This is a genomic window from Paenibacillus sp. F411, assembly GCF_017582705.1.
GTDB classification, from domain to species: Bacteria; Bacillota; Bacilli; order Paenibacillales; family Paenibacillaceae; genus Paenibacillus_AQ; species Paenibacillus_AQ algicola.
The window spans coordinates 15,709-33,956 of record NZ_JAGFIP010000027.1 but is presented as its reverse complement, the minus strand read 5'-3'; the positions used below and the strand labels follow the sequence as shown (position 1 = coordinate 33,956).

Here is an 18,248-nt window from a genome sequence, read left to right as displayed (position 1 = left end):
TCGGTTTTTCGAGTTCATTTACTCCAGACCCGCCACAGCGGCGCAACGAGTTCGGTTTTTCGCGTTCATTTACTTCAGACCCGCCATAGCGGCGCAACGAGTTCAGTTTTTCATGTTCATTTACTCCAGACACGCCACAGCGGCGCAACGAGTTCGGATTTTCGAGTTTGTTGGCTCCAGACCCGTCCCAGCGGCAGAATGAGTTCGGTTTTTCGAGTTCATTTACTCCAGACCCGCCAAAGTGGCGCAACGAGTTCGGTTTTTCGTGTTCATTTACTCCAGACCGGCCACAGTGGCGCAGCGAGTTCGGATTTTCGCATTCGTTGGCTCTAGACCCGCCACAGCGGCGCAATGAGTGTGGTTTTTCGCGTTCGTTGGCTCTAGACTCGTCCTAGCGGCGCAATGAGTGTGGTTTTTCGCATTCGTTGGCTCCAGAACCGTCCCAGCAGCGCAACGAGTTCGGATTTTCGCATTCAATCAGCGCCCGGCACGAGTGCGGGTTTCCGCACTCCCCCGCGCCAAGTCCGGCGCGGGGGAGTGCCCGCCGACCACTAGCCAGTTGTGGTTCACGCTGGCGGTGATGCGGCCGTGGCTGGTGATGTAATCAGCTAGCAGCTCCACCATATCCATCGGAATATCCTTGACCACGGGCTTGTCCCGGAACATTTCAAAGTTGCCTCCGCCGCTCGCGCGATAGTTGTTCATGACGACGTCAAAAGCTTGATGATCTACGACGGGGCGGCCGTTATGCTCCAGGCGGGTGACCCGCTGCCCGGCAGGCCTGGAAATGTCGAGCGTGTACTCTATGCCTTCCCACATATCGTAATTGTAGTGCTGCGGCTTGGGCGCAAGATAGGCAGGGTGGACGATGATTGCCCCTGTGTCGTCCAGGGTGAAATATTGTGCTGATTGCTCCAATGCCTCCCGCAGGTCACGGCCGGAGATCCGGAGCACCTTCAAGGTGTTCGGATATACGTAAAAGGTGACAAGGTCCCGCATCGTGATCACTGCACCGAAGCCGGAGGAGCGGTTATCAAACAATGCTGTGCACGACACGTCAGCGCCTGAGACGTCCATCTGCACCCGGTTGATCCATTCGATGAGTGGATGCTCGCTCAGGCGGACCTCAGCCGGAGCATGAATAGACAGATCCCCGTCTACCTCACCAATCGGCTGATCCAGCCACGCCTGGGTCAAGGCTTCCACCTCGCGGACCTTATCCTCTATCACGGGATCCGGCTCATAATCATCTGCCCCCACCAGCTCGGACTGCTTGTGAAGCAGCTTCCAGCCGTCCCCCTCGTTGGCCAGCTGCAGGGTTACTTTTCCAAGAGCGCGCCCTTCGTACCCGGGCTGCACGACACAGACGCCGTTCACCTCATACCCGGCAAGGCTTCGGTGCTGATGGCCTGTCAGCAGCACGTCAATCCCCGGCACCTGCTGACACAGGGCAATCCCGACATTTTCACCGGTCAAGGGCTCGGTAGGCACTCCAGTCTTGACATCCCGTTCCAAGCCGCCGTGGTAAGCGACAACGATCACATCGGCGCGCTCATGCTCCTTCATATGGTGCACCCAGGTACGTGCCGCCTCCACCGGATCACTAAAGGTAAGCCCTGCGATATGCTCCGGGCGCTCCCAGTTAGGAATGTAGGAGGTGGTCAGGCCCAGAATCCCGATCCGCAATCCGAGCGGCAGTTCCTTAATCAGGTACGGCGGGCCGAATTTCGGCTGGCCTGTTGCCGTATCCAGGATATTGGCGGACAACCAGGGGAAGCGGGCTTCCTTCATCGTACGCTCCAAATAGGGCAGGCCATAGTTGAATTCGTGATTACCGATCCCTGCCGCATCATAGCCGAGCTCATTCATACAGGCGATCACCGGATGGGCCGGGGTGGAGTTCACTCTGGCGTGATAATAGGTCAGTGGCGTGCCCTGCAGACTGTCGCCGCTGTCCATGAGCAGAACCTGCTTGTGCTTGCGGCGCTCTTCCTTGATGATGCTCGCTACCCGGGCAAGTCCGTAGCATACCTCGCTTTGATCTGCATAGCTTCGCGGCAGCAAACAGCCATGAACATCACTCGTTTGCAGCAGGATGACCTCACAGCGATGATCTTCCATACCTTTCTCTCCTTTACCCATAGAATAACGGTGGAAAAAATAGAATCCAAAAGCGCTCTCGCAAGAGCCGCTAGAGCTGTAGCTAACGACATACTATCATATGAATGCTTTTTTTCTACAAAAACATTCCATTTTTTACATTCTCGTAACAATGGAATGACGAATGCTTAATAATCGGGAGGTATACTGCTAGAGTATTCAACCAAATTTATACAAAGGTGGGGGACTTCGCGTGAAGAACAAATGGATGGTGCTTCTGAGCATGATACTGACCTTCAGCTTGCTGACAGCCTGCAGCGGCGGAAATAACAGCGGGAACAGTGGCACAGGCAGTACCTCGAACGGAGCAGGAACGACAGAGACGCAGACAGAGAATGCTGAAGATACTACGAAGCAGGATGAAGGCAAGTCCATAGATACGCTCAAGGTCAGCTTTGTGCCTTCCAAGGATCCGGGCGAGATTATTACCGCTACAGAGCCGCTTAAGGAGCTGCTGAAGAGTCAGCTGGCAGAACAGGGCTACAATGTAGGTGAGGTGCAGATTGACGTAGGGACTACGTACGAAGCAGTCGGCGAAGCGCTGAGCGCCGGGACGACAGATGTCGGCCTGATTCCAGGCGGAACCTATACCCTGTATGATGACGGAGCAGAAGTGATTCTGACAGCAACCCGGAAAGCACTCTCGATCGACTCGGACGTTGCGAAGGAATGGAATGATAACAAGCCGACTCAAGGGCTGGACAACGAGCAGGCCTCCTATTACCGTTCTCTTATTCTGGCAGGCCCTTCCGAGAAGGGAAAGGAGCTCGCAGCAAAGGTCAATAACGGAGAAGAGCTGACCTGGGAAGATTTGAACAGCGCCAGCTGGTCCATCATGTCTACCTCTTCATCAGCCGGTTATATCTATCCGACGCTGTGGCTGCAGGAGAAGTACGGCAAGAAGCTGACCGACCTTGCAAAAGCAAACCAAGCGGACTCCTACGGCACCTCCTTCTCCCGGCTTGCGGTTGGACAAGCTGACATTATTGTCGTATATGCGGATGGACGCCGCGACAATGAAGAGAAGTGGACCAGCGAGTACGGCGGCAAAGCAAGCATTTGGGAAGACACGAATGTGATTGGCGTGACCCAGCCGATTTTTAACGATACCGTAAGCGTGAGCAAGAATTCTCCGATTATGAACGAGGAGCTGAAGAAGGCGCTTCAGGATGCGTTCATGGCGATCGCGGGAACAGAGGAAGGCAAGCAGGTCATTGCGATCTATTCTCACGAAGGCTATCAAGTGGCCCAATCCTCCGATTACGACGGGGAACGTGAGGCTCAAGAGCTGATCCGCAGCATGAAATAAAGCAGCAAGCACAATGAGAAGGAAGAATATCGTTATGGAGGACATCGTGAATCATGATGTTCTCTCTTTTTTCGTAAACCGTGAAATTCCAAAATAACGGCTAAAGGATTGAGTATACCTATGATTCAATTCATGGATGTCAGTAAAACGTATCCCAACGGCACCATTGCGCTCAGCAACATTCATTTGACGATTGAGCAGGGGGAATTCGTGGCCGTAATCGGTCTCTCCGGTGCGGGCAAATCAACATTGATCCGCTGCATCAACCGTATTCACGAGATTAGCCAAGGAACACTGCTAGTCGATAATGTGGACGTGTCGAGGCTAAAAGGACGCCATATCCGCAAATTCCGGCGCCGCATCGGCATGATCTTCCAGTCTTTTAATCTGGTGACGCGGACGACGGTGCTGAATAATGTTCTCGTGTCCTTTGTTCCAGAGCTTCCGATGTGGCGCAAGCTGACCGGCGTGTTTACAAAGCTGCAAAAGGTGAAGGCACTGGAGGCGCTCGACAAGGTCGGCATTCTGGACAAGGCCTTTATCCGGGTGGATCAGCTGTCCGGCGGGCAGCAGCAGCGGGTGGCGCTGGCGCGCACCCTGGCCCAGAGCCCTGATATTATCCTGGCGGATGAGCCGATCGCTTCGCTGGACCCGGTTACGGCGCGCATTGTGATGGATGACTTCAAGAACATTAACCGCGACCTGGACATTTCTGTCATCATGAACATTCACCACGTCGAAATCGCGCTGGAGTATGCAGACCGCATCATTGGTATCCGCAAGGGTGAGGTTGTGTTCGACGGTCCGGCGTCCATGGTGACGCAGAGCATCCTTCAGGAGATTTACGGCGGCAAATGGGAGGCGGAGAAAGCCAGTATGGAGGAGCAGGCAGCCTATGTTTGATAAAATCTTTCCTCCCCGCACCATCACCTTGCCCAGCGGCAAAACCGTCCAGCAAAAAGCGTCCCGCCTGCCGCTGATCGCCCTGGTGCTGCTGGTGCTGACTGTATGGTCTGCTGAGTTTACAGGCTTCAGCTTCCGTGTGCTGGCGACCCGGTTTCACGAGTTTTTTACCATTCTTCTGAACATGATTCCACCGGATTGGAGCAGCCTGCCCAGCATCTGGGGCCCATTGCTGGATACGATCAAAATGTCGCTGCTGGGCTCGATCATCGGCTCCCTGGTGGCTCTGCCGGTGGCTCTTGCGGCTTCATCCAACATTATTCCCTCCAAGCTGCTCACGTTTATTAGCAAAATTGTGCTCAGTCTGCTGCGCACCCTGCCGACCCTGGTCTCGGCCCTGATCGCCACATTCGTGTTCGGCCTGGGACCGATGGCAGGAACGGTAGCGATTACGCTGTTCACCATCTCCTATGTCGGCAAGCTGCTGTATGAACAGATCGAGAATGTCGATATGAGCCCCTTCGAGGCGATGGAGTCGGTCGGGATGACAAGAATTCAAGCCTTCCGCTTCGCAGTCCTTCCACAGGTGCTGCCAGGATACATTTCAACATCGCTGTACTGCTTTGAGGGCAACGTCCGCTATGCAGCCATCCTGGGCTTTGTAGGTGCCGGCGGCATCGGACTGCTGATCAACGAAGGTCTGGGCTGGCGCGATTATCCGGCGGTCGGGATGATTGTTCTCGTGCTGATCGGGACGGTCTATCTGATCGAACGAGCCAGCGAGCATTTCCGCAAAAAGCTGATCTAAGGGAGACATGAACGCTCATGAATCATATTGAAAAACAGCTGCTGACAGCACCTCGAAACCATCTGTATCTTTCCTTCATCGCCGCGATCGTGATCGGGCTGTTTCTGTGGTCTCTGACGGCTGTGAATGTCAGCAACATTGAAGAGGGCGGCCTTGCTATCGCCCGAAATATTCTGTACGGACTCACGCATCCCGACACCGAGCTGTTATTTAACGTGTCCAGGCAAAGTGTGCTGTTTCTGCTGGCAGAGACGCTGGCGATTGCGTTTCTGGGCACGATCGTCGGTGCCTTTCTGGCGGTGCCGCTCGCCTTTCTCGCGGCATCAAATCTGGTGCCCAAGCCGGTGTCCTGGATCACCCGACTGCTCCTGATCATGATCCGCACGCTTCCTGCGCTTGTGTATGGCCTGATGTTTATCCGCGTCACGGGGCCCGGTCCCTTTGCCGGTGTGCTGACAATCGGGTTAACCTCAATCGGTATGCTTGCAAAGCTGTATGTGGATGCCATCGAAGAGCTCGACAAGCGGGTGCTGGAGTCGATGACCTCGGTCGGCTGCAGCACTCTGGACAAGATTCGCTTCGGCGTGATGCCGCAGCTGTTATCTGTATTCGCCTCCGTCATGATTTACCGCTTTGATATGAACATGCGGGAAGCCTCGATATTGGGTCTGGTGGGTGCCGGCGGCATCGGGGCTCCGTTGATTTTTGCGATGCGGGGGTACAAATGGGATCAGGTAGGCTCGATTCTGATCGGGCTGGTTGTCCTTATTCTGATCATCGAGCTCTTGTCGAATCAGCTTCGGGCTAAGCTCGTCAAGGGATAACCTCATCGAGAGAGGCGTTAGGAAATTGAAGAGTTGCTGCGGCGGGTGCTAGAATGGAGGCAAGAGTTCTGGCAGCGGGACATCGCCCTTGATAAGGTCCGCTGTACACGCAAACAAGGAGAGGATACATCATGGTTATTTCACCGGGACAAGCTTCCGTGGGCTTTATTGGCCTGGGCGTTATGGGTCACAGTATGGCTGGGCATATCTTAGCAGGCGGCTATGATCTGCATGTGTACACCCGAACCGCATCCAAGGCCGAAGAGCTGACAGGGCGCGGCGCTGTGTGGCAGGAGACACCGGCCAAGCTGGCGCAGGCCTGTGACATCATCCTTACAATGGTAGGCTATCCGCAGGATGTCGAGGAGCTGTATTTAGGGGAAGATGGCTTGATTGCCAATGCCCGTCACGGAGCTTATTTACTGGATATGACCACGTCGAGTCCCGCACTGGCCCGCCGGATCGGGGAAGCGGCGGACAAGCGCGGCCTGCATGCGCTGGATGCGCCGGTATCCGGCGGGAATATCGGTGCCCGCGAAGGCCGCCTGTCTATTATGATCGGCGGTGAAGCAGAGGATGTAGAGGCGCTGCGCCCGATCCTGTCCTTGATGGGGCGGCAGATTGTACATCAGGGGCCAGCAGGAGCGGGACAGCATACGAAGATGTGCAATCAGATTGCAATTGCCTCCAACATGATGGGCGTGTGTGAGGCTATGGCGTATGCCGAAAGCGCCGGGCTGGATCCGCAGACCGTGCTGAAGAGCATTGAGAGCGGGGCCGCAGGCAGCTGGTCTCTGAGCAATCTGGCCCCCCGCATCATCGCAGGAGATCTGGCGCCGGGCTTCTACATCAAGCATTTTATCAAGGATATGGGCATCGCCCTGGAATCCGCGAAGGAGATGAACCTGAGCACGCCGGGGCTGTCGCTGGCAGAAGCGCTGTACCGCCAGCTGGCGGAGAAGGGCTATCAGGATCAAGGGACTCAGGCGCTGATCCGTTATTACAGCAGCATGTAGCTGTACACCGTGCTCTATATGCAAGCATTTTCTGCACTAGCCCGCAGGAAATGCTTTTTTTGACGTGGTCCCAAAACGGTGTCAGCCCTCCCCCTTACCCCCAGGGACGATGCATTTCATCGCCATGCCAGCTCTCTCCCGGTTCAGCACCGGGACTAACGCGGGCGCGGAAGGCGGCAGGCGATAGTCCGACATGCCGGGTGAAGGCTTTGTTGAAGTAAGAGCTGTCACAGTAGCCCAGCTCGTCGGCGATTGCGCTGACGCTCATCGAAGTGTTCTCCAGCAAATCCTTAGCCGCCTTCAGGCGCAGCCGAATTTGAAAATCGAGCGGGGTCACGCCAGTAGCCTCTTTAAACAAGGCCAGGGTATAGTTCGGAGAGCGTCCAATCAGGCGGGCCAGCTGTGCAAGCGGGATGCTTTCCCGGTAATGGGCGGTAATGTAGTCTTCGATGTGAGCGGCGAAGATTTTTTTGCGCTTGGGGAGGGGCGGCGCCTTAAGCCTGCGGTCCAGCATACCGAGAAACTGAATAAATAAGCCAAGCTGCATGATCCGGCTGCCTTCGCTGCGGTCCAGGCTGCAGCGGTACATGGAGTGAAAGCAGGCTTTAAAGGGATCCAGCGGCTCCACGGACTGTACATGATACCGGGAGCGGATCAGAAAGGGCAGCTCAAAGCCGGGGAGGGTGCCGCTGAAGAACACCGCGTATTTCTGATGCAGCGTGTCTGCGGCATTGTAGGCTTCCCGCAGCGTACCTTTGGGAATGAAGAGCAGATCTCCCTTCTGCGCGGTGTAGGGCTCTCCATTCAGCCGATAGTGAAGCCTGCCTGCCGTAATCAGCACAAAAATGTTGGATTCCACCTGAACGAGCCGATTTCTCCAGCACGGGGTGAAGTCGTCAAAGGTGGTATTCATCACGGTCAGCACGCAGCTCAGCTCCTTCAGATCCAGTGTGAGTATATACAATAATCGTAACATTTTACCTCAACGCCAACAATGGATTCCGATATACTCAATCCGAGGTGATGAATATGAAACAGGCTCAGCCAAACCTATTGTTTATCATGTCGGACGATCATGCGTCCCACGCGATGAGCTGCTACGGCAGCCGCATCAATGAAACGCCGAATATTGACCGGATTGCCCATGAGGGAATGCGGTTTGACAACTGCTTTTGCACCAATTCAATCTGCTCCCCAAGCCGGGCAGCAATTCTGAGCGGAACATACAATCATCTAAACGGGGTCAAGTCGATTCACGACCGTTTTGACGGCAGGCAGCCGAATGTCGCCAAGATGCTGAAGGCGAATGGCTATCAGACTGCGATTATCGGCAAGTGGCATCTGGGGCACGGCCAGGAGGCCGACCCCACCGGCTTCGATCACTGGAGTGTAGTGCCGGACCAGGGAGAGTATCATGACCCGATGTTCCTGGAGATGGGAGAGCCGAAGCGCTTCAAGGGCTATGTGACGGACTTGATTACAGATTTCAGCCTGAACTGGCTGGAGCAGCGCGATGACACACAGCCGTTCATGCTGATGTGCCACCACAAGGCGCCGCACCGTCCGTGGCAGCCGGCGGAGAAGTATAAGGATCTCTATGAAGATATCGACATCCCGGAGCCGGCAACCTTCTATGATGATTACGAAACCCGCTCACAGGCGGCCAAAGAAGCGAAGATGCGAATTGATCGGGATCTGAAGGATGAGGAGGATCTAAAGGGGCTTCCGCCTGAGGATCTGAGTCCTGTGGAACAGAAAAGATGGAGATACCAAAGATATATCAAGGATTATTTACGCTGTGTTGCCTCGATTGACGAGAGCGTGGGGCGGCTGCTGGATTACCTGGAGGCCGAAGGCCTGGCGGAGAATACGCTCGTCATTTACACGTCGGACCAAGGCTTTTTCCTGGGGGATCATGGCTGGTATGACAAACGGTTTATGTACGAAGAATCACTGCGCATGCCATTTGTCGTCCGCTATCCGGCCATGATCCAGCCCGGCAGCATAACGTCCTCGATGGCGCTCAATGTCGATTTTCCATGCACATTCCTGGATCTGGCCGGTATTGACATCCCTGAGGATATGCAGGGTGTCAGCCTGCGCAAGATCCTGGAGGGAGAAACTCCTGAGAACTGGCGCACCTCCATGTATTACAGATACTGGATGCATTTAGACAAGCATCATGAGGTGTATTCCCATTACGGCATTCGTACCGAGCGCTACAAGCTGATTTATTATTACGCCGAGGCGCTGGGAACGACAGGCTCGGTGGAGGAGAACCGGCCGCCAGAGTGGGAGCTGTTCGATCTGCACGAGGACCCTTACGAGCTGAACAATGTGTATGGACAAGAGAAGTACCGGGACATTACTGTGAAGCTGAAGCAGGAGCTGAGACAGCTGCAGCTTCAGGTGCTGGATGAGCCGGTGGAAGAGATCGGGTAGGTTCTACATGTCTAACCACACCGCCTCGCTGGGTGCGGGTAAGCGCTAAGCCGCTGACCGCTCATCGAGAGCGGTTTTTTTTGATTCCGCATAAAAGTAAGTACTCACTTTTACTATTGCCAGGTGAACTGTTTCGTGATATAACTTAAAAAGTAAGTAATCACTCACTTTATGATGATTTAAGCATTCACTCCAGTTAATGAACGGAAGGTGACTCAATGAACCAGAATTTATTTCAAGAGATTTTATCCTCGCAGCAGAAGGCGAAGCTGACGGTAAAGCAGGAACGCGTGGTGGAAGCGGCCATTTCACTGTTTGCAGAGAAAGGCTACTCCAACACCTCTACAGCGGAGATTGCCAAGAAGGCGGAGGTGTCAGAGGCCAGTATTTTCAAGCAATATGGAACCAAAGAAAGACTCCTTCTATCCCTGGTCATTCCCTATGCCAAGGATTTTCTTCCCGCCAAGGCGGACGAGATTATTCAAGAGATTAGAAGCAGCAACCAGCACATGACATTTGAACAATTTCTGACTGCGTTTCTGAAGAATCGTGTGGCATTTGCAGCCGAGAATCGTGAGGTTTTTCAAGTGCTGATTAAAGAATTTATTTACAAAGAGGATCTCAAGAATGAGCTGCTCCCTTATTTTGCATCGGAAGTTGTTCCGCGCCTGTCGAAGGTTATTGCTTCGTATCAAGCACGAGGTGAGCTGAGGGATGTGGAGACTACGGTTCTGGTCCGAATGGTATTTACGTTCATTGGCGGCTTTCTTGCATCCCGGTTCGTCGTGCTGCAGCAGTCAAGAATCGAGGACGATGAGGTTGAAGCGGCAGTGCAATTTATCATGAACGGTATTTCGAGCCATCATTAAGAGAGCTAAGGAGGAGCGAATATGAATTTGTTCAAAAATAAAGTGGGGCTCATCGTGCCTGTTGTTGCGCTATTAGTTATTTTTGTATTCTCCTTAACCTTGTTTCCATCGGCAAAGGTTCAGCCTGTTCAATTGCCGGTTGCCCTTGTCAATGAGGATGAAGGATTTCAATTACCGAACCAGCCTGAAATGAATATGGGGTCCACCATGGTGGAGATGATCGAGCAGATGACCTCTGCGAACCCGGCTCAGGCTGAAGCATTTCGCTGGATTGAAGTGGGAAGTGAAGAAGAAGTTAAAGAAGGTCTTGATGATCAGGAATATTACGCCGCCTTGGTCATCCCTGGAGACTTCAGTCAAAAGCAAGCCTCACTGCGTACAGAGCAGCCTGCCGCCTCAGAAATTATCATTTATATTAACCAAGGCATGAATCCTGCAGCCTCCACCCTGGCAGGACAGGCGCTGGGCGGCATCGTTGACAAAATGAACGTATCTGTTCGGGAGCAGCTTTTATCAGGCTTTGACGCTCAAAATGCATTATTGACTGCGAAGCAGGCCTCACTGCTGGCTTCTCCTATCCAAAAGCAAGTCATCAACGTCAATGAAACCGGAACCCAAAGTGCCAACGGAAATGCACCAGTATCTCTGCTGCAGCCACTCTGGATGGCAAGCATTGCGAGTGCCGCCATCCTTTACATCGCACTGCGGAAGGCACAAGCCAGAACGTTAAACGAAAGGCTGCTGTCAAAAGTTTACCAAATCGGAATTACTGCAGCTGCTGGAATTGGAGTAGGCTTCGGGCTGACCTGGCTGGCAAGGGATATGGTCGGATTTGCTATCCCTCAATACACAGATACGGCCTGGTTTCTAACCATAGCCTTTATCAGCTTCTGTCTTCTGCAAACCGCGGTGGTATCCTGGCTTGGGCTGCAGGGAATTTCGATATTCGCCCTTATGCTGTTCTTCGGCATTCCGTTGATGACGCTGGCGCCTGAACTCATGTCCAGCTTTTACCGGGAATGGATTTATTCCTGGCTGCCGATGCGGTTTCTGGTAGAAGGGCTGCGAGAGCTGTTCTTTTTTGACCAGGGTCTTAGCTGGAGTCAGATTTCCGTATTAACCTGGATTGGACTCGCAAGTGCGGGAGTCATTATGCTATCTGTCTATAAGCCGCTTGCGGCGGCAGACCAGAAATCCCTTCAAGGCTAAGCGCAGGATCTACAAAAAGCAGCCGCTCCCCAAAGCGAATTCCTTTGAGGGGCGGCTGTGCTTATTGTGTAATTGCCTGCGGCGGGAGGTGTGTAGCGCAGCCGCCATATCCTTGCCGCGACGCCTGACTGCCTTTCAGACGCCATCGCCGCTAGGACAGCCGGTATGAGGCGAACGGCTCGCCGTAGACGAACGGCTGGCTGATCTGGTCCAGCTGCTCTGAAAGCTGGGATTCAAGCTGCAGCTCCAGGCTGTCCAGGTTACGCTCTACCTGGGCGGGAGAGGTTGCACCAACGATCACGCTTGATACCGCAGGGCGCGCCATAAGCCAGGCCAGAGACAGCGCGCTCGGCGTGACACCATGCTCCTCTGCCAGCCGGCTCACCTGCTGCCCGAGATTCAGATTGCGCTCCTGCAAAAACCGTTTGAAGTTGGGATCGGTGTCGGCTCTGGAGCCGGACGGCGTCCCGCCGTCATTATATTTCCCGGTCAATATGCCTCCGGCCAGCGGGAAATATGGAATGATGCCCAGCCCCTGATCGAGGCAGAGCGGAACCAGCTCCCGCTCCGGTGTGCGGTCTGCAAGAGAGTAGCTGGTCTGAATAGAGCTGTAGCGAAGATATCCCCTCTGATCACTGATGCCGAGTGCCTTCATCAGCTCCCAGGCTGCATAATTGGATGCCCCGATATAGCGAACCTTGCCGGAGGATACCATATCATCCAATGTGCGCAGTGTTTCATCCAGCGGGGTGTCCGGATCAAAGGTATGGATCTGATAAAGATCGACATAATCAGTTTGCAGCCGCTTCAGGCTGCCCTCCAGCTCCCTCATCAGATGATGCCGCGAGGAGCCGCGTTCTCCGGGACCTGCTCCGCGGGGAAGACCTGCCTTGGTCGTCAGGACGGCGTCCTGACGCCGCCCTGTCAAGGCAGCCCCGATGATGGCTTCGGATTCGGTGCCCGCATAAATATTAGCGGTGTCCAGGAAGGTGATTCCGTGATCCAGCGCACAGTGAATGGTGGAGATCGAGGTGTTCTTGTCCGCTCTTTTGCCAAAAGCATTCGTGCCCAGGCCCAGTACAGATACGTGCAGCCCGCTGCTGCCAAGTCTTCTGCTCTGCATACAATCCTCTCCTTCTAACGTGATAGACAAGCCTAGTATATCGCCTGGAAGGAGCTGCGTTCAAATGTTCCTCTCCTGAACAAGGCGGAGGATATTCATCCGGGAATTGACAGAATGGCTATTTCTGGGTAGAGTAGAGGCAATAGAATAGGAAGTCCACTAGGGGAGCCGTCAGCGGCTGAGACAGGAGCATATCCTGGACCCTTTGAACCTGATCTAGTTCGCACTAGCGTAGGAAAGTGGAGCCGGCCGTCCGGTCTGCAGTGTGCCTTTGATCGAGGAACACGCGAGCAGACACAGCATGGATACACAGCCGCTCCCGCTTACGGGAGCGGCTTTTATAATTAGATCCGGGCGGCGGGTGTGAGCTCTTGTCCGAAAGAGCGTCACGGCGGGATCAGGTTCACCTTCTTGTATAGGCCTGCACGGACTTCCTGCTCTTCAATTCATTTGGAGGTGGGACTCATGAGCTTTTCACAACAGCTCCGCCAAGAGGCGGACCCTATTTTTGAGGCAATCTTTAATCATCCCTTTGTCCGCGGTATTGCGGAAGGCCGGTTAGACCGGGAGCAGCTGATGCATTATGTAAAGCAGGATTTTGAATATTTGAACGCGTTTATGCGCATTTACGGCATTGCCATCTCCAAGTGCAGTGACCGCGAAGAAATCGCAATGTTCAATGAACAGATTTCCTTCGTGCTGCACAGCGAGATTCATCCGCACAACAATTTCTGCGATGTGGCTGGCGTCACCTACGAGGAGCTGCAGGGCTTCCCGCTGTCGCCATCGGCACATCACTACATCCGCCATATGCTGACTGTCGCGCACGAGGGCACCTTGGGCGAGATTATGGCTGTCCTGCTGCCTTGCCCTTGGACGTATGTGGAGATTGGCGCGAAGCTGATGGAAGAGCTGCAGCCCGATCCGTCCCATCCGTTCTATGACTGGATTACCTTCTATGGTACACGGGGCGAAGGCGTCACGACGAAGCTGTGTCAGCGGCTGGATGCCTGGGCGCTTCAAGCCGGAGAAGAAGAGAAGAAGCGCATGAAGGAGTACTTTATGCTCAGCTGCCAGCTGGAGTATATGTTCTGGGATATGGCTTTCCGCCTGGAAGAGTGGCCGGTTCCGCAGCCCGCAGCAGTCGTTTAGGATATTTCCATAGAAGCATATAAAGGAGCAGACAACACTAATGAGTGACACGATACACAACAGGCTGCAAGATGAGCAGGTACATATTCCCCGCGCCTTGACGATTGCCGGCTCGGATAGCGGGGGCGGTGCCGGCATTCAGGCTGACTTGAAGACGTTTCAGGAGCTGGAGGTCTTCGGCATGTCCGCCATTACGGCCGTGACCGTGCAGAACACGCTGGGCGTGACGGGAGTCTATCCTCTCCCGCCGGAAGCATGCGCTGCCCAGATTGAGGCCGTATCGCAGGATCTCGGGGTAGATGCGGTAAAGACAGGCATGCTGTTTAATGCTCCCATTATTGAAGCGGCCGCCGAGGTCATAGGACGATATAAATGGAGCTCCGTGGTGGTCGATCCCGTCATGATTGCAAAGGGCGGAGCAGAGCTGCTCCAAGCCGAAGCGGTGTACGCCTTGAAGCACAAGCTCTTGCCGCTTGCCCGGGTCGTAACGCCGAACATTCCGGAGGCCGAGGCGCTGGCCGGCATCGAGATCCGGACGCCGGAGGACCGGAAGGAAGCTGCCCGCCGTATTCACAGCCTGGGTCCGGCGTTCGTCGTGATCAAGGGCGGACATGACGAAGAGGACAGTCGGCAGGTGACGGACCTGATTTATGACGGAGACGTCTTCACCGAGCTCTCGGGGCGAAGAATCCACACGGTGCATACGCATGGAACCGGCTGCACCTTCTCGGCAGCCGTGACAGCATGGCTCGCCAAGGGGGCTGATCCGCTGCAAGCTATGACGGAGGGCCGGGCATTTATCCAGGCTGCCATTGAGGACAGCCTGGGACTCGGGGGAGGCCACGGGCCGACCAATCACTGGGCGTACCAGCGCCGCCTGGCTCGGCGCCAGCCAGCACAGCCGCGCAGCTAGCATGCCGCCCGCCCGGACTTCTCTTTCGGGCGGGTATACCGCTGCAGTGAGAGCACGACAATGAAAGGCTTGCCGGACTTGATGCCGGCAAGCCTTTTTGCTGCTGCGGCGCGGACCGGGCGCAAGGCGTCAGGGGAGGAAGCCGGGCAGCGTTTTTTTTTGCAAAAAACCGATCCTGAGGTATTGTACAATCCGCGCTCTTCTCGTATGTTAATAGCAGAGCTGTTTCTCCTACCCGAGCCCTCATCATCGGCGGATTGATAACAGAATATTACAAGGTGTAAGGGGTTACTGTTCATGGATGTTGTTTTGTTTTTACTGCTGTCCACCCTGGAGACGCTGGCGATTTATGCGCTCACGATGTCGCTGCTGAAGCTCAAGGCCTCCAGATATGCCGGACAGGCTGTTGTCGTCATGCTGCTGTCCAGCCTGCAGAGCTATCTGCTGAGGAATTCACTGGAGCTGGATTATCTGGCACCAATGACCACTGTAGTCATCTTTGTGTTCTTCTACGCAGCGGTCGTCAAGATTCCGGTCATCTGGTCTTTGATCGGCACGGTACTCGGTTATTTCGGCTACGCGATCATGCAGGGACTGCTGATTATGGCTATTTTCGGATCTATCGAAGCTGCACAGCTGCCGGAGAATGCCTACCTCACCCAGATTCTCAGTGCGGCAGCCGGATTCCTTCTCGCCTGGCTTTTGCACCGCTTCAAGATCGGCATTGCCCTGGAGCTGGAACGTCTTCGTCTGAAATATGAATACGTGATCCTTATGGTCCTGATGGCGATCGTATTGCTGCTGCTGGCTATCCTGTTTTACATGGCACAGCTGTGGCTGCTCATCCTGTTCTTCAGCCTGACCTTCGGGATTTTTCTGTATTATGCTTATCATTCGGAGGAGTTTGAGGTTGATGAAGATTGAACACGCCGCCTTAAGAATGGCCCAAGCTATTAAAAAAGAAGTGCCCGAGCATCCGTCTTCCATCGCTGTTCTGAAGCACGGTATTGCTATTCTGCTTAATATGACAGGTATTGTATCCGCTGTGCTGCTCATCTCCTGGGCAGCCGGCACTACGGCAGAGGCGTTGACGGCGATGATCAGCTTCGCCCTCCTTAGGCAGGTATCCGGCGGTGTTCATCTGAAGACCGGTGCCGCCTGCATTCTCCTGACAACACTGCTTCTGACTCTGATTTCCTGGGTCCACCTGCCTCAGATATGGACTCATGGCTTTACCGCCGGCGCCTTCATCCTGACGGCTATGTACGCTCCAAGCCGGATTGAATATCAATCCCGGATCCCCCGCACATTCTACAGAACGCTTACCTTCATCAGCTGTATGCTCATCATGACTAACTTTGTCATCCAATCGGATATTATTGCCGCTTCTTTTCTAATTCAGGCTATGACCTTGATCCGCTTGAAAGGAGGTGAAAACCCTGACCCTGCTCAGCAAAGCTAAACACGCTGCATTTACGGCAACCGCCACATGCCTGACGCTGCTCGCGGTATTTTTTGTTCAAGTAGCAAGCCCGGTCTTCATTTACAGTGGAGAAACGCCGGAAGAGCTTTTGAATAAGGACTGAACCCGCTCCGAAAAAACACAACGAAGCCTTAATTAGGTGAGCTTCATCTAACAAAGGCTTTTTGTGCTTTTATACAAGGAAAAAGCGTTAAAGAGCAACTTTCATCCATTTCAAACGTTTAATAGATAAGACTTTACAGTGAAAGTGAGGAGGAATTGTGATGAAGTATCCCTTCCGTGTGCTGCTGGGACTGCTGGCTGCTGTCCTCTGGTATACGGTTCTTCCCTGGGACGAGGCCTATGCCGGCAGTACGCCGGACGTATATATAGACGATGTGAGACTCCAGCAGGAGCATGTGGTCATGAAGGATAACCGGATCTTTATTGCCTTTACGGACCTGGTTCAGCTCCGCGAGGGATTGGACATGGAATGGAACCATGTAAATAAGGAGATTGAGATTACCGGGCCCAAGACGTATCTCGTCATTACGGTCGGCAAGAGCACTGTCATTAAGGATGAGGAGCAGCTGGAGATGGATGCCGAGCCCTTTATCCATGAAGGCAAGACCATGGTGCCGCTTCGCTTTGCATCCGAGGCTTTAGGCCGGGAGATCAAATGGGTGAAGTCGGAGCAGACCGCGTACGTGAGCGGCGGGAGCACCGACGTGTGAGAAAGCCCGAGTGCACTTATATCGTTCAATCTTAGCCTGCTTCGACGTGAAGGAGGCTATTCTTAGTATCCGGCATTAAAAAACTCTCCGCCAAGTGGAGAGTGCACGTACAGCTTTATTCATTGCTGCGCCAAGGCTTCTTCGGTAATGCCCTTGATATCAATGGGGGAAATCTGACTTTCTTCTATAATATCCGGCAAAATATGTCCCAGGAAATAACGGACGCAGTGGAGGTCGATATTCTTGATCTTGATCAGCGCGTGGCGGTACATGAGCACAAATTCCTTCTCTGTATTTCCCCGCTGCAGCTCTGCAAAAGCCTCATACACCTGGTCCATCTTGTCCGCAACCTCCAGGATCAGCCCTTCAAGCGAGCCATCCTTGCCCTCCCGCAGCTGCCGGCGGAAAATGCCCTGAAACTCCTCCGGAATGTTCTCCTCAATAAAATGCCGGATCATTCCTTCCTCCACCTGCTGCAGCATAGAGCGGAGCTCCAGGGAGGAGTGCTTCACCGGAGTCTTGATATCCCCGATAAAAATTTCGCCATAATCGTGGCTGCTCGTAATCTCATACAGCTTCTTCCAATTGATGGTAACCCCATTCAGCTCCTCAATATCTGCGAGCGTCTTTGCATACTGTACCACCTTCCAGGAGTGGGCGGAGACGCTGTGCTCTTCGAATTTGAATTTGCCGGGGGTGCGGATAATCCGCTCCAGGTCGTTGAGAGAACGAAAGTACGTGTGAATGCCCATCCAGGTCATCATCCTTTAATATAGAGTTATCCATGACTATACTCTACATAGATGAAGGGAGGATTAAGCCAGTGTAAAATGTGACTGCTGCCGTCCATCCTGCTTCAAGCCCGCGGCTTCAGCTTCTCCATCAGCCAGCCGAGGAGGAGGCCATACAGGACATGGCCCAGCAGCCAGACCAGAAACGCCGGAACGTCGAACAGTTCAGGGGTTCGGTCCGACAAGGCAGTGGTAGGGTATAGCAGCAGGCCCACGACGGTGTTTACAAGAGCATAGATCCCCAGGCGCTGCCGCGCCGAAGCAGGATTAGGGCGGATGTACAGCAAGTAAGCGAGAACCAGGCTGAGCCCCACCGATACAATCAAATGCAGGCCGAACTCGGCGGCTTCAGGCAGCGGCAGCTGATTCAGGACTGGAATGTAGTCTACATTCAAGAGCAGCGTATACACCTTGAGCGAGGTAAGAGCCTCTGCAGCCTTCAGCAGCAAGCCCAGAAATATGCCCGCCAGTGTTCCCGCTAGTACGGCTGGCAGCATGTAGTGCTTCAAATTTCTTGTTGAGTGCATGTAAAA

Annotated in this window: 20 protein-coding genes and 1 riboswitch; of the genes, 14 read left to right on the top strand and 6 right to left on the bottom strand. The window is 54.0% G+C overall.

What is annotated here, in order from left to right:
- Positions 1–477: 477 nt before the first annotated feature.
- Complete coding sequence (locus tag JJQ72_RS19555; protein WP_243896275.1) at positions 478–2,121, bottom strand: bifunctional metallophosphatase/5'-nucleotidase; 1,644 nt, start codon at positions 2,119–2,121, stop codon at positions 478–480.
- 232 nt (positions 2,122–2,353) lie between these two features.
- Between JJQ72_RS19555 and JJQ72_RS19550 the strand changes: the two genes are divergently transcribed.
- The 5 genes from JJQ72_RS19550 to JJQ72_RS19530 all read left to right on the top strand — a co-directional run bounded on the left by JJQ72_RS19550 (position 2,354) and on the right by JJQ72_RS19530 (position 7,020).
- Positions 2,354–3,469, top strand: a complete 1,116-nt coding sequence (locus JJQ72_RS19550) for a phosphate/phosphite/phosphonate ABC transporter substrate-binding protein (RefSeq protein ID WP_347880779.1) — start codon at positions 2,354–2,356, stop codon at positions 3,467–3,469.
- 120 nt (positions 3,470–3,589) lie between these two features.
- Positions 3,590–4,372, top strand: coding sequence for a phosphonate ABC transporter ATP-binding protein (gene phnC, locus JJQ72_RS19545; RefSeq protein WP_138224792.1), 783 nt, complete (start codon positions 3,590–3,592; stop codon positions 4,370–4,372).
- On the top strand, positions 4,365–5,180 hold the full coding sequence (phnE, locus tag JJQ72_RS19540; protein ID WP_138224793.1) for a phosphonate ABC transporter, permease protein PhnE: 816 nt from the start codon (positions 4,365–4,367) through the stop codon (positions 5,178–5,180). Before phnC ends, phnE (JJQ72_RS19540) begins: the two co-directional genes overlap by 8 nt.
- Before the next feature lie 17 nt (positions 5,181–5,197).
- Complete coding sequence (phnE, locus tag JJQ72_RS19535; protein WP_208204704.1) at positions 5,198–6,004, top strand: phosphonate ABC transporter, permease protein PhnE; 807 nt, start codon at positions 5,198–5,200, stop codon at positions 6,002–6,004.
- Positions 6,005–6,135: 131 nt separating this feature from the next.
- A complete protein-coding gene (locus JJQ72_RS19530; protein WP_208204703.1) occupies positions 6,136–7,020 on the top strand; it encodes an NAD(P)-dependent oxidoreductase in 885 nt (294 codons plus the stop codon).
- A gap of 94 nt (positions 7,021–7,114) precedes the next feature.
- On the opposite strand, the gene JJQ72_RS19525 is transcribed toward JJQ72_RS19530, so the two are convergent.
- Positions 7,115–7,996 carry an AraC family transcriptional regulator gene (locus tag JJQ72_RS19525; RefSeq protein ID WP_208204702.1) on the bottom strand — a complete coding sequence of 294 codons (882 nt, stop codon included), beginning with the start codon at positions 7,994–7,996 and terminating at the stop codon, positions 7,115–7,117.
- Between the two features lie 53 nt (positions 7,997–8,049).
- Between JJQ72_RS19525 and JJQ72_RS19520 the strand changes: the two genes are divergently transcribed.
- The 3 genes from JJQ72_RS19520 to JJQ72_RS19510 all read left to right on the top strand — a co-directional run bounded on the left by JJQ72_RS19520 (position 8,050) and on the right by JJQ72_RS19510 (position 11,540).
- Complete coding sequence (locus JJQ72_RS19520; protein ID WP_208204701.1) at positions 8,050–9,462, top strand: sulfatase family protein; 1,413 nt, start codon at positions 8,050–8,052, stop codon at positions 9,460–9,462.
- 218 nt (positions 9,463–9,680) lie between these two features.
- Complete coding sequence (locus tag JJQ72_RS19515; protein WP_208204700.1) at positions 9,681–10,331, top strand: TetR/AcrR family transcriptional regulator; 651 nt, start codon at positions 9,681–9,683, stop codon at positions 10,329–10,331.
- A gap of 27 nt (positions 10,332–10,358) precedes the next feature.
- On the top strand, positions 10,359–11,540 hold the full coding sequence (locus tag JJQ72_RS19510) for a YhgE/Pip domain-containing protein (protein ID WP_481856873.1): 1,182 nt from the start codon (positions 10,359–10,361) through the stop codon (positions 11,538–11,540).
- Between the two features lie 151 nt (positions 11,541–11,691).
- Here the strand turns inward: JJQ72_RS19510 and JJQ72_RS19505 are convergent, their stop codons facing one another.
- Positions 11,692–12,663: an aldo/keto reductase gene (locus JJQ72_RS19505; protein ID WP_208204698.1), complete on the bottom strand. Its 972-nt coding sequence runs from the start codon at positions 12,661–12,663 to the stop codon at positions 11,692–11,694.
- Between the two features lie 151 nt (positions 12,664–12,814).
- A riboswitch (TPP riboswitch) is annotated at positions 12,815–12,918 on the top strand.
- A 210-nt stretch (positions 12,919–13,128) separates the two neighbouring features.
- On the opposite strand from JJQ72_RS19505, the gene tenA reads away from it, so the two are divergent.
- Together tenA and thiD are read left to right on the top strand one after the other, a co-directional pair.
- On the top strand, positions 13,129–13,815 hold the full coding sequence (gene tenA / locus JJQ72_RS19500) for a thiaminase II (RefSeq protein ID WP_208204697.1): 687 nt from the start codon (positions 13,129–13,131) through the stop codon (positions 13,813–13,815).
- A 40-nt stretch (positions 13,816–13,855) separates the two neighbouring features.
- A complete protein-coding gene (thiD, locus tag JJQ72_RS19495; RefSeq protein ID WP_208204696.1) occupies positions 13,856–14,728 on the top strand; it encodes a bifunctional hydroxymethylpyrimidine kinase/phosphomethylpyrimidine kinase in 873 nt (290 codons plus the stop codon).
- Here thiD and JJQ72_RS19490 read toward each other — a convergent pair.
- Complete coding sequence (locus JJQ72_RS19490) at positions 14,725–14,919, bottom strand: hypothetical protein (RefSeq protein WP_208204695.1); 195 nt, start codon at positions 14,917–14,919, stop codon at positions 14,725–14,727. The two genes, thiD and JJQ72_RS19490, sit on opposite strands and share 4 nt — an antisense overlap.
- Before the next feature lie 106 nt (positions 14,920–15,025).
- On the opposite strand from JJQ72_RS19490, the gene JJQ72_RS19485 reads away from it, so the two are divergent.
- From JJQ72_RS19485 to JJQ72_RS19470, 4 genes are all read left to right on the top strand, one after another.
- Complete coding sequence (locus tag JJQ72_RS19485; protein WP_208204694.1) at positions 15,026–15,652, top strand: hypothetical protein; 627 nt, start codon at positions 15,026–15,028, stop codon at positions 15,650–15,652.
- Positions 15,642–16,190: an accessory gene regulator ArgB-like protein gene (locus tag JJQ72_RS19480; protein ID WP_208204693.1), complete on the top strand. Its 549-nt coding sequence runs from the start codon at positions 15,642–15,644 to the stop codon at positions 16,188–16,190. Before JJQ72_RS19485 ends, JJQ72_RS19480 begins: the two co-directional genes overlap by 11 nt.
- Positions 16,159–16,314 (top strand): AgrD family cyclic lactone autoinducer peptide, encoded by a 156-nt coding sequence (locus JJQ72_RS20685; protein ID WP_347880778.1) that lies wholly within the window; start codon positions 16,159–16,161, stop codon positions 16,312–16,314. The genes JJQ72_RS19480 and JJQ72_RS20685 overlap by 32 nt, the downstream gene beginning before the upstream one ends.
- A 160-nt stretch (positions 16,315–16,474) precedes the next feature.
- Positions 16,475–16,924: a copper amine oxidase N-terminal domain-containing protein gene (locus JJQ72_RS19470; protein ID WP_138224803.1), complete on the top strand. Its 450-nt coding sequence runs from the start codon at positions 16,475–16,477 to the stop codon at positions 16,922–16,924.
- Between the two features lie 119 nt (positions 16,925–17,043).
- Here JJQ72_RS19470 and JJQ72_RS19465 read toward each other — a convergent pair whose 3' ends face one another.
- Together JJQ72_RS19465 and JJQ72_RS19460 are read right to left on the bottom strand one after the other, a co-directional pair.
- Entirely contained in the window at positions 17,044–17,676 is a 633-nt protein-coding gene (locus tag JJQ72_RS19465; protein WP_208204692.1) for a YfbR-like 5'-deoxynucleotidase, read from the bottom strand.
- A gap of 104 nt (positions 17,677–17,780) precedes the next feature.
- On the bottom strand, positions 17,781–18,242 hold the full coding sequence (locus tag JJQ72_RS19460) for a hypothetical protein (protein WP_243896273.1): 462 nt from the start codon (positions 18,240–18,242) through the stop codon (positions 17,781–17,783).
- Positions 18,243–18,248: the final 6 nt, after the last annotated feature.